Raw genomic sequence first — 10481 nt, 5'->3', positions numbered from 1 at the left:
CTGCAGGCGGGAGTAAACGCCCCGCGTCGAGTTCGGCATGGACGAGGTGGAGCCATGTCCAGTCGCGGACGGTCCAGCAGTGCCCGACATCGCTGGCGTCGTGGGGATCGGTCATGCCGCTCGGCCACAGCAGGACCGGCCGTGACTGCGGGCCGCCGAGCCCGCCGTGCGAACCTATCTGCTCCTCGAAGGCGTGCACCTGCCCCGTCGCGGGGTCGTACATCGAGTTCACCATCACGTCGGCGACGTGCGGGAAGGTGTCGGTGCGGCGTACCGCGTCCGCCGCACCGGGACCGAAGCCGGTGAGCGGTCCCTCGTCGTCCCGCAGGTCCGCCACCGGCACCTCGGCCCCGCCTGCTCCGAGGACGACCGAGCCGTGCTCCTCGCTGCGGACCAGCAGGAAGCCGATCCCCGGGTGGTTCGCCAGGGTCCTGAGCAGGGCGGGGTGGCGGCGGTCGAGCTCCTCGCGGGAGGCGCGGCCCTCGATGCCGGGGAACGAGATCAGCCCGAGGTTCCCCGAGGCGAGCACGACGGGGTCCGAGGCGGCGAGGGCGGCGGGCTCGGCCTCCGTCTCCTGCACGGGCCGGTGGAGCGCGATGCGCACCGCGTCGCGGGCCTCGGACGCGCTGAGCGTGCGCTGGGCCCGCCGGGGTACGGGGAGGCCGCAGCCCGCCCGTACGAGGTCCTTCAGGGTCAGCCCGTACCGTCCGGCGAAGGTCTCCCCGACGCTCTGGCCGTGGTCGGAGAGGAGCACGATCCGGTACGCGCGCGGGGTGTGCTCGGTGATCTTGGTGATGAGGGCGAGGGAGCGGTCGAGCCGGGCGAGGACCTTGTCGGCGTCACGGCTGTACGGCCCCGAGTGATGGGCCACCTCGTCGTAGGCGACGAGGTCGGCGTAGACGGCGGTCCGTCCCGCGAACATGTCGCCGATGACGGCGGCGACCACGACGTCGCGTTCGACGACGGTCGCGAAGGCCCGTATGAACGGGTAGAGGCCGCCGCGCTTGATCCTCGGGTGCTCCCTGCGCAGCCTCGACCGGGTGGACTGGCCCATCTCGCGGCCGACCTCGGCGACGAAGGAGAGCGCGGTACGGACGGCGTTGGCCGGGTCGGAGAAGTAGGCGAAGTAGCCGGCGCGCGACCTGCGGCCCTTGCCGAACCGCCCGGCCATGGAGAGGACGAGGGCGAGCTGGTCGGCTCCCCCGCTGAAGAGGTTGCCCCGGCTCGCCCCGTCGAGGGAGAGCAGACCGGCGTCGTGGGTGCGCGCGATGGCCCGGCGCTGGAGTTCGAGGGCGCTGGCGGGGCGGCTGGAGACCATCACGGTGCCGGTCTCCTTCTCGTACCACCGGAAGGCCGGTACGTCGTGGTTGGAGCCGTGCAGGAGGGCGAGCTGACTGGCGCCGGTCTGGCTGGACCAGTCGGTGCGCCAGGGGGTGAGCCGGTGGCCGCCGGGGTCGGCGAGCCAGCCGGCCACGGTGGGCATCAGCCCGCCGGCGGCGGCCTTGGTGAGGACGTCGTGGCCGACCCCGTCGAGCTGGATGAAGACCGTGCCGGGCGGTCCGCTCCGGCCGTCCCCGAAGCCGCCGGGGCCCCGCTTGCGCCGCCGGTCGGCGAGGCGGGAGAGCCGCCGCCGGTAGGCGTCGTCGTCCCGGACCGCGAGGGCGGTCGAGGTCGCCGAGGCCACGGCGGACATCACCGCGGCGACGGCCACGGCGGTCTCCGGGTTCGCGGTGCCGCGTCCGTCCGGGATCAGCCAGAGGGCCACGAGCAGCAGGGAGCCGTTGAGGAAGAAGACCAGCGCGCCGAGGACCAGCGCGGGGACCACCAGCAGGGCTCTGACCACGACGGGCCAGACGAGGGCGGAGAGCAGGCCGAAGGCGCCCGCTCCCCAGGCCGCGGTGAACGCGGTCTTGGTGATGGTGTCGCCGTCGTCGGACTGGAGCTGGAAGTCGGGGAGGATTCCGGCGAGGGCGAGCATCGTCAGGGCGGAGACCGCCCATACGGCCACCACCCGCAGCAGGGCACCACCAGCCCTGCGCCATCGCCCGGCTCCCACGCCCGCTCCGCCTTCCGTACATCGGGCCGGCCGGTCCAAGGCGTGCCCCGGGACACCCTCCAGGGCCCGCCCACCAGCTTCGCACAGCCCTCCCCGGAGGTTCACGGTCCGGTCCGCAGGCACAGGTGTACGCCCCGCGGGAGGGGGCAGACCCCGGATCGGCGCCCGCTGCGGGAGGCATAGGCTCGTACCGGCTCGTCGGAGCGTGCCGAGCGCGGAACGCCGGTACGAAAGCCGGAGGAAGAGGAGGCGGGGCACCGGTGGAGGTCACCTGGTGGGGACATGCCACCTGCACGATCGAGGATTCCGGCGTGCGGGTGCTGACCGACCCTCTCTTCGTGCGCCGGTTCGCGCATCTGCGCCGCCGCTCCGGCGCGGTTCCGCCTGCCTCGGCGGCGGTGGCCGACGTGGTCCTCGTCTCCCACCTGCACTCCGACCACCTGCACCTGCCGTCACTGGCCCGGGTCGACTCCGGCACCCGGGTGATCGTGCCCGAGGGTACGGTCCGCGCGGTGCCCGGTCTGCGGGTGGTGCGGCGGAGGCGGGACCTGCGGATCACCGAGGTGGGGCCCGGCGACACGGTGCGGATCGGCGGGGTGACCGTCCGCGCGGTACCGGCCGAGCACGACGGCAGGCGCCTCCCGGTCGGCCCGCAGCGTGTTCCGGCGCTGGGTTACGTGGTGGAGGGCGAGGCGCGCACGTATTTCGCGGGGGACACCGGTCTGTTCGAGGAGATGGCGAAGGAAGTGGGCCCGGTGGACGTGGCGCTGCTGCCGGTCGGCGGCTGGGGGCCCCATCTGGGTCCCGGCCATCTGAACGCGGCCCGGGCCGCCGAGGCCCTGGCCCGGCTCGCCCCCCGCTCGGCGGTACCGGTCCACTGGGGCACGTTCTGGCCGATCGGCATGGACGGGGTCCGCCCGCACGAGTTCCACTCCCCCGGCGCCGAGTTCGCGCGCCAGGCGGCGCTGCTGGCGCCGGAGGTGGCGGTCCATCTCCCGGCGCACGGCGAACGGGTCCTGCCGGAGGTCCGCCGGTGATCATGGACCAACTGGCGCACCTGCCGACCGAGGGGACCCAGCAGGCCGTCGGGTATCCGACGCTCTTCACGCTGGTGACGCTGGGATCGCTGGTGCCGGTGGTGCCGACGGGTGCGCTGGTGAGTTCGGCGGGCGTGGTGGCGTTCCACCAGTCCTCGCCGTTCTCGCTGCTGTTCGTCTTCCTGACGGCGGCCACCGCCGCGTTCCTCGGCGACATCTGCCTGTACTGGCTCGGCAAGCGTGGAGTCCGGTCGAAGAACGGGTCGAAATGGCTGAAAGTCATCACCGACCGGGCCGCCCCGGAGCGGCTGGCGCAGGCGCAGCGGAAGCTGGACGAGAACGGGGTGACGGTGCTGGTCCTGTCGCGGCTGGTCCCGGCGGGCCGGATACCGGTGATGCTGGCGTGCCTGCTGGGCGAGATGCCGCTGCACCGGTTCGCCCGGGGCGATGTTCCGGCCTGCCTGGCCTGGGCGGCCACGTATCAGCTGATCGGCATCCTGGGCGGCTCGCTCTTCCCCGAGCCGTGGCAGGGGGTGGTGGCCGCGGTGGCGCTGACGCTGCTGATCAGCGGCGTGCCCGCCGGGTGGCGCGGCCTGCGGGCACGGTTCGGGCACTGACGGAGTCACCGAGCCCCGCCCGGCCCGGGCCGCCCCGGCCCGCCCCGTCAGAACGTGAGGTTGACGCCCCGTCCCGCCTCCCGCGCCCCGGCGTACGCGACGGCTGCCGCCGCCACGTCGAGCGCGGCGTGCCCGGTGGATTTGAAGACCGTCAGCTCGGCGGCACCGCGGCGGCCCGGGTGGCTGCCGTCCAGGACCTCGCCGAGGAGGGTGGCCCGGCCGGGGGGCAGGCCCTGGAGCTCGTGGGCACCGGCGGGCAGCGGGGCGGTGACCGCTCCGGCCCACTCGACGAAGAGCGAGCCCTCGTCCACGGTCGGCCCGTCGAGTTCGGGTCCGTGCGAGCCGCCGACCGAGCCGACATGGGCGCCCTCGGCCAGCCAGGAACGGCGGATCACCGGTTCACGTGCGCCGGTGCAGCAGAGCACGGCGCCTGATCCCCGCACGGCGCCCTCGACGGTGCCGGCCGTGGCGCGCGGGTGCCGGGCGGCGAGGGAGCGGGCGCGCTCCGGGTCCCGGCCGCCGACCACGACGGGGGTGTCCGGGTACTGGCGGGCCAGCAGATCGAGCTGGGCCGCCGCCTGCACGCCGGTGCCGAGCACGGCGATCCGGTTCACGTCCGGGCCGGCCAGCGTGCGCAGGGCGAGCGTCGCGGTGGCGGCGGTGCGTACGGCCGTGATGCTCTCGGCGTCCATCACCGCCAGCGGCCGGCCGTCCTTCTCGTCGAACAGGGCCACCACGCCCCGGTGGGAGCTGCGCCCGGGGACGGCGGGATCGGCGAAGACGGAGACCAGTTTGGCGGCGAGGCCGAGGCCGGGGACGTGCGCGGGCATCACGCCGAGCAGGCCGGCCGGCGCTTCGGCGGCGATCCTCGGTGGCGCGGACACCGTCCCGCGCGCCACCGCGACGAGCGCGTGGGTGAGCGCCTGGGCCAACCGGTCCGGGTCCAGCCCGGCGCGGGTGCGCGCCGCGTCCAGTACGAGCACGTCGTCCGTCATGCGTTCTCTTCCCCGTCCGTCCGCTGCCCGGGTTCCCCGGCCGTCCCCGCGTCCACGCCCAACAGCTCCGCGACGGCGGCGGTGGCGTTCCGCAGCGCCTCGCACAGCGCACCCAGTGTCGGCTCGTCGAACTCCGCGTCGGGTCCGACCACGGTGAGCGCGCAGAGCGGCCGGCCGGGACCCGCGAGGACCGCGCGGCCGACGGAGGCGACCAGCGCCTCGTTACGGCCGCGCTCCACCGCGAACCCGGTGCGCTCCACCGTGGCCAGGTCGCCGAGGAGTCCTTCGGGCCCCTGCAGCGGGTGTCCGGCCTCCGCGGCGGGCCTCAGATAGGGGGCGCGAGCCGCGGGCGGCAGCGCGGCGACCAGCGCCAGCGGCCCGGCGAACCGGTGCACGGGCAGCGTCCGGTCGGTGAGCAGGCTGATCATCTCCAGCCGGGCGGGCCGGACCGCGTCGAGCACCCGCGAGCGGTCGTGCTCCAGCACCTGGAGGTTGACCATCATGCCGGTGCGGTCGGCGAGCGCTTCGAGGATCGGACGGGCCAGCGTCACCAGGGAGTTGGCGGCGGCGGTGCGGGAGAGCCGGAGCGCGGCGGCACCCGGCAGGTAGTGGTCGCCGGAGCGCAGCACCCAGCCCCGGCGGACCAGGTCGGCGAGTACCCGGTAGGCGGTCGGCCGGTGCAGCCCGACCTCGTCGGCGATCTCGCTCAGCCTGAGCGGACGTTCGGACCGCGAGACCGCTTCCACGAGGTCCAGGGCCTTGTCGACGGCCGAACTGGCGGACTTGGGCATCCCCGGTCCCACCCCTCTCCTCAAGTCGAATCCCCCCGGGACTCCTTACGGCAAACCCTTGCCGATCACGGGAGTAAGGACGGTAGCGTACGTTTCCACAGACGGAACCAGCATGACAACAGTTGTAATCAGCCAGGCCGCCGGTGCGGCCATGACGGAGAGGTGTGACCCGATGGCTCACGAGGATGTCGGCGCTCCCGCCCCCTTCGCCGCCCCGGCGAAGGGAACCGTGGTGCTGTACCGGGGGGCCACGCTGGTCGACGGCACCGGCGGTGCCGCGCGGCCGTCCACCTCGATCGTGGTGGACGGTGAGCACATCCGGACGGTCGCGCCGGACGGCGAGATCTCCGTAGCCCTCCTCGCGGAGGCCGAAGTCGTCGACCTGCAGGGCGCGTTCGTGGTGCCCGGACTGATCGACTCGCACCAGCACATCGCGACCCCACCCAACCGCCCGGTCGCCGAAGCGGCGTTGCGCCGCCAGGTCTACGGCGGCGTCACGGCGATCCGCGACATGGCCGACGACCTGCGGCACATCGCCGACCTGGCACGCGCCACGCTGGTCGGGGAGATCCCCGGCCCGGACATCCACTACGCGGCCCTGACCGCCGGACCCGGGTTCTTCGACGACCCGCGCACCTGGCAGGTCTCGCAGGGCGCGGTGCCCGGCCAGGTGCCGTGGATGCAGGCCATCACCGAGGAGACCGACCTGCCGCTGGCCGTCGCCCGGGCCGCCGGCACGTACGCCACCGCCGTCAAGATCTACGCGGACCTGCCGGGCTCGCTGGTCTCGGCGATCACCGCCGAGGCGCACCGGCAGGGGCTGGCCGTGTGGGCGCACGCGGCGGTGTTCCCCGCTTCCCCCGCCGAGGTGGTGGATGCCGGGGTGGACTCGGTCTCCCATGTCCACCTGCTGGTGCACGAGTTCGCCGGGCGGGCACTGACCACGTACAAGGACAAGCCGCCGGTGGACCGGGACCGTTTCCTGGCCGGCGACGATCCGGAGATGGCCGGGCTGTTCGCCGGGATGCGGGAGCGGGGCACGGTGCTCGACGCCACGAACACGCTCTGGGACTGGCTCGCCGACGACGCGGACACCCCCGAGGAGAAGGCCCGGGCCCGGGACAACGCGGAGCTGTCGGCAGCCCTCACGGCGCAGGCGTTCGGAGCGGGGGTCGAGATCAGCGCGGGCACCGACTACGAGACCGCTCCCGGTCATCCCTTCCCCTCGGTCCACGACGAACTGGTCTTCCTGGTGGAGCGGTGCGGCATGCCCGCCGCGCAGGCGATCCGGTCGGCCACTCTGGTCGGGGCCCGCAGCATGGGCGCGGAGGACTCCATGGGCACGGTCGCCGAGGGCAAGCTGGCCAACTTCGTCGTGCTGACGGACGATCCGCTGGCGGACATCCGCAATCTGCGCACCGTCACCACGGTGGTGAAGCGCGGACTGCGCTTCGAACGCGCGGAGTTCGACCAGGAGAACGCCACGGCGGCGAACACGGCCGGAACGGCCGGAACGACCGACGCGACCCCCACGTCCGACACAACCGACGCGACCCCGAACCCGGAAGGCACGAACGGCCGATGACCACCGCCTCCGTCCACGACATGCTGATCGTCAACGCCCTGGGTGAGCTGCAGAACCCCAACGCCCCCGAAGCCGCCGAGGGAGCGGGCCAGCTCCTGCAGACCATCGACGAGCTGGCCGTCGACGGCCGGGCCATCGCCGAAGCGCGCGCTTCGGGGATGAACGCCGTCAACATCACCCTCGGGTACGTGATGGGCGACATGCCTCCGTACGAACACACCCTGCACGAACTCGACGTGTGGGACGGGCTGATCGCCGCGCATCCGGGTGACCTGCTCCACGTCCGTACCGCGTCCGACCTGTACCGCGCGAAGGACGAGGGACGGATCGGGGTGATCTACGGTTTCCAGAACGGCGTGGCCGTGGGCGAGGACCTCGGACGTGTCGCCACCTTCCAGGAACGCGGTGTCCGAGTCTTCCAGTTGACGTACAACCAGGCGAACCACCTGGGCGACGGATCGATGGCGCCGGAGAACCGGGGTCTGACCCCGTTCGGCCGCGAGGTGGTCGAGGCGGTCAACGAGGCGCGCATGATGGTGGATCTCTCGCACAGCGGCGAGAACACCTGCCTGGAGGCGGCCCGGATCTCCGCCCGGCCCGTCTCCATCAACCACACGGGGTGCAGGGCGGTCACCGACCTGCCGCGCAACAAGACCGACGAGGAACTGCGACTGGTCGCCGGGCGGGGCGGCTTCGTCGGCATCTACTTCATGCCCTTCCTCAACGCCACCGGGCACGCCACGGCCGCCGACGTGGTCGAGCACATCGCGCACGCCGTGAACGTCTGCGGCGAGGACGCCGTCGGCATAGGCACCGACGGACCGGTCACCGCCATCGACGATCTGGACGCCTACGCCGCCACCCTCGCGGCGCACGTGGCCGAACGCCGGGCGGCCGGCGTCGGCGCCGCGGGTGAACGGGCCGACACCTACCCGTTCGTGGTCGACCTGCGCGGCGTGAACCAGTTCCGCGAGCTGATCCGGCTGCTGGAGAAGCGCGGTTACGGCTCCGGGCGCATCGAGAAGATCCTCGGCCGGAACTTCGCCGCCTACGCGGAGCGCGTCTGGGGCTGACGCCCGGGGCCACACCGGGACGCACCGGGCCGCACCCGGCCGTACGGGAGGTCAGGCGGGGTCGCCGAGCGCGCGCGAGCCGCCGATGGGCAGGTCCCAGAGGCGCTCGCGCGGGTGGCCCGCGTTCTGCCAGGCGGCCCGCAACCGCACCAGCGGCTCCAGCACGGGCTCGGCGGAGAGCAGGAACGTCGCCCAGTGCATCGGCGCCATGGCCTTGGCGCCGAGGTCCTCGTACGCCCGCACCGCCTCCTCGGGGTCGGTGTGCACGTCGGCGAGCCACCACCGGGGCGCGTACGCGCCGATCGGCAGCAACGCCAGATCGATGCCCGGGTGGTGGCGGCCGATCTCCCGGAACCAGTGGCCGTACCCGGTGTCCCCGGCGAAGTAGACCTTCCGTCCCGGCGTCCCCTGGGCGTTCGTCGTGTCGGTGAGGACCCAGCCGCCCCAGAGAGAGCGGCAGGTGTCGAAGAGGGTCCGCCGCGACCAGTGGTGCGCGGGGACGAACGCGAAGCGCACGCCCCGAAGTTCGGCCGTCTCCCACCAGTCGAGTTCGGTGACCCGGGTGAACTTGCGCCGCCTGAACCACCGGGCGAGTCCCGCCGGCACGAACACGGGTGTGTCGCGCGGGAGCCTGCGGATCGTCGGGGCGTCCAGGTGGTCGAAGTGGTTGTGGCTGACGACGACCGCGTCCACGGTCGGGAGGGTCTCCCACGCCACGCCCACCGGGGTGATCCGGGCCGGAGTGCCGAGGATGCGCCGGGACCACACGGGATCGGTGAGGACGTTCAGCCCTCCGATGCGCACGATCCAGCTGGCGTGCCCGGCCCAGGTGACCGCGTCCCGGCCGGGCGGAGGCAGCGGCGCCGGGTCGAACGGCAGCAGGTGGACGCCCCGGAGCCCCGCGGCGTCCGGGCGCAGGGAGCGTTCGCGGACCAGCCGGGTCATGGCCCTGATTCCCGGCAGGGGCGCGGTGAGCCGGTCGGCGAAGGTCTTCGGCCAGACGCGCTCCCCGGCGGGCGGGTTCCCGGTCCGCGCGCCAGGTTCTCCTCGGGGCTGCCGGTCCGCGTCGGTGCGGACAGGCCCGGTCCGTTCGGTCATCGCGGAATCTCCCGTCACCGGAGTTCGTCGAAAGCCGCTGCGAACATGCTCAGCGCGTTCGCGACGTGCGGCAATTCCAGCGGCGCCGCCGCCGTGAGGGACGCGGCCCACTGGTCCCGCGTCGTCCCCACGAGGCCGCCGGTCCCCAGCCGTGCCCGCAGCGCCCCCAGCTCGTCCCCGAACCGGTGACCGCCCGGGGTCGGGGCACCCAGCCGGCCGGTGAGGTACTCCTCCAGTTCCATGGAGTCGGTCACCCCGCGCTCGGCCAGCCGGGTGCGCAGCGGCCCGAGGTCGGCGTAGAGGTGCCGGCCCGCCTGCGGAGGTCTCGCCAGGGCTCCGGTCGCCAGTACGGCCCGGTGGGCGGCGGCGGCGATCTGTCCCTGGAGCCGTGCGGCCTGCCGGATGCGGCAGGTGACCGCCTCCGGCTCCCGCAGGGCGTGTGCGGCGGCCCGGGCCACCGGCGTGGCGACGAGGGCGCCCAGCGCGGTGAGGACGTCGAGGGTACGGGCGCGGAGCACGGCACCCCGGCGGGTGGCGGGAAAGCGTGCCACCGCGACGGACCAGGCCGCCGGTGCGAGCGCACCCGCGAGGTCGGTGAGGACGGTGACGTCGTCGGGGCACATCTCCGCGGGGCTGAGCAGCACGGTGTCGTGCGGCCGGTGCAGGGTGTCGCGCCAGGTCTCGTCGCTGATGATGTGGAGTCCCTCGGCGACGGCCGCCTCGCACGCCTCACGGAGGAGTTCGGGGGGTGCGACGGTGGCGGTGGGGTCGTCGGCCACGGAGAGCACGAGCAGCCTGGGGCGACCTCCCTCGGCGCGTACCCGGCGGACGGTCTCCAGCAGGGCGTACGGGTCGGGCACGCCGCCGCATTCGGCGGGGGTCGGCACGTGGTAGGCGGGCCGGCCGAGCAGCCGGGCCTGCGGAATCCAGGCCGCAGGGCAGGGTCTGGGCATGAGGACGTCTCCGCCGTGCGCGGCGATGAGCCCCAGCAGCAGCGCCTGGGTGCCCGGAGCCGCCGCGACGTCCGCCGGGCCGCCGCCGAGGCCCCGCCGGGCCCAGTAGGCGCAGGCCGCCTCACGGAGAACCGTTCCGCCACCCGGGGGTTCCGGCCGGGTGTCCCCGGCCGCGGCGGCCAGCACGCCGACGAGTTCGGGCAGGGCGGGGCTCGTCGGTCGTGGCGGCCACGGTCGCGCTCATCGTTCCCCCGCTTCGTCGGTGACGTTCTCCAG

8 protein-coding genes and 1 pseudogene are annotated in these 10481 nt (G+C 73.9%); 4 read left to right on the top strand and 5 right to left on the bottom strand.

Features of this window, described 5'->3' with window-relative positions; all coding sequences use genetic code 11:
- The coding region (locus ACWD3D_RS26655; RefSeq protein ID WP_451463330.1) for a phage holin family protein at positions 1-2056 on the bottom strand (2056 nt) is incomplete at its 3' end.
- A gap of 260 nt (positions 2057-2316) precedes the next feature.
- On the opposite strand from ACWD3D_RS26655, the gene ACWD3D_RS26650 reads away from it, so the two are divergent.
- Together ACWD3D_RS26650 and ACWD3D_RS26645 are read left to right on the top strand one after the other, a co-directional pair.
- Positions 2317-3093, top strand: coding sequence for an MBL fold metallo-hydrolase (locus ACWD3D_RS26650; RefSeq protein ID WP_451463329.1), 777 nt, complete (start codon positions 2317-2319; stop codon positions 3091-3093).
- Between the two features lie 2 nt (positions 3094-3095).
- Complete coding sequence (locus ACWD3D_RS26645) at positions 3096-3710, top strand: DedA family protein (RefSeq protein WP_451463328.1); 615 nt, start codon at positions 3096-3098, stop codon at positions 3708-3710.
- Between the two features lie 47 nt (positions 3711-3757).
- Here the strand turns inward: ACWD3D_RS26645 and ACWD3D_RS26640 are convergent, their stop codons facing one another.
- Positions 3758-4705: an ornithine cyclodeaminase family protein gene (locus ACWD3D_RS26640; protein ID WP_451463327.1), complete on the bottom strand. Its 948-nt coding sequence runs from the start codon at positions 4703-4705 to the stop codon at positions 3758-3760.
- Positions 4702-5496 carry an IclR family transcriptional regulator gene (locus ACWD3D_RS26635; protein WP_451463326.1) on the bottom strand — a complete coding sequence of 265 codons (795 nt, stop codon included), beginning with the start codon at positions 5494-5496 and terminating at the stop codon, positions 4702-4704. Before ACWD3D_RS26635 ends, ACWD3D_RS26640 begins: the two co-directional genes overlap by 4 nt.
- A gap of 172 nt (positions 5497-5668) precedes the next feature.
- On the opposite strand from ACWD3D_RS26635, the gene ACWD3D_RS26630 reads away from it, so the two are divergent.
- Positions 5669-7081 carry an amidohydrolase family protein gene (locus ACWD3D_RS26630; protein WP_451463325.1) on the top strand — a complete coding sequence of 471 codons (1413 nt, stop codon included), beginning with the start codon at positions 5669-5671 and terminating at the stop codon, positions 7079-7081.
- Positions 7078-8154 (top strand): dipeptidase, encoded by a 1077-nt coding sequence (locus ACWD3D_RS26625; RefSeq protein WP_451463324.1) that lies wholly within the window; start codon positions 7078-7080, stop codon positions 8152-8154. The genes ACWD3D_RS26630 and ACWD3D_RS26625 overlap by 4 nt, the downstream gene beginning before the upstream one ends.
- 51 nt (positions 8155-8205) lie before the next feature.
- Here the strand turns inward: ACWD3D_RS26625 and ACWD3D_RS26620 are convergent, their stop codons facing one another.
- Both ACWD3D_RS26620 and ACWD3D_RS26615 read right to left on the bottom strand, forming a co-directional pair.
- A complete protein-coding gene (locus tag ACWD3D_RS26620) occupies positions 8206-9252 on the bottom strand; it encodes an MBL fold metallo-hydrolase (protein ID WP_451463323.1) in 1047 nt (348 codons plus the stop codon).
- A 14-nt stretch (positions 9253-9266) separates the two neighbouring features.
- Positions 9267-10424: pseudogene (locus ACWD3D_RS26615) on the bottom strand (aminotransferase class I/II-fold pyridoxal phosphate-dependent enzyme); the annotation flags it as partial.
- Between the last annotated feature and the right edge of the window lie 57 nt (positions 10425-10481).

It is taken from the genome of Streptomyces sp. NPDC002690 (assembly GCF_053592415.1).
This window is presented reverse-complemented; position numbering and strand designations above follow the sequence as displayed.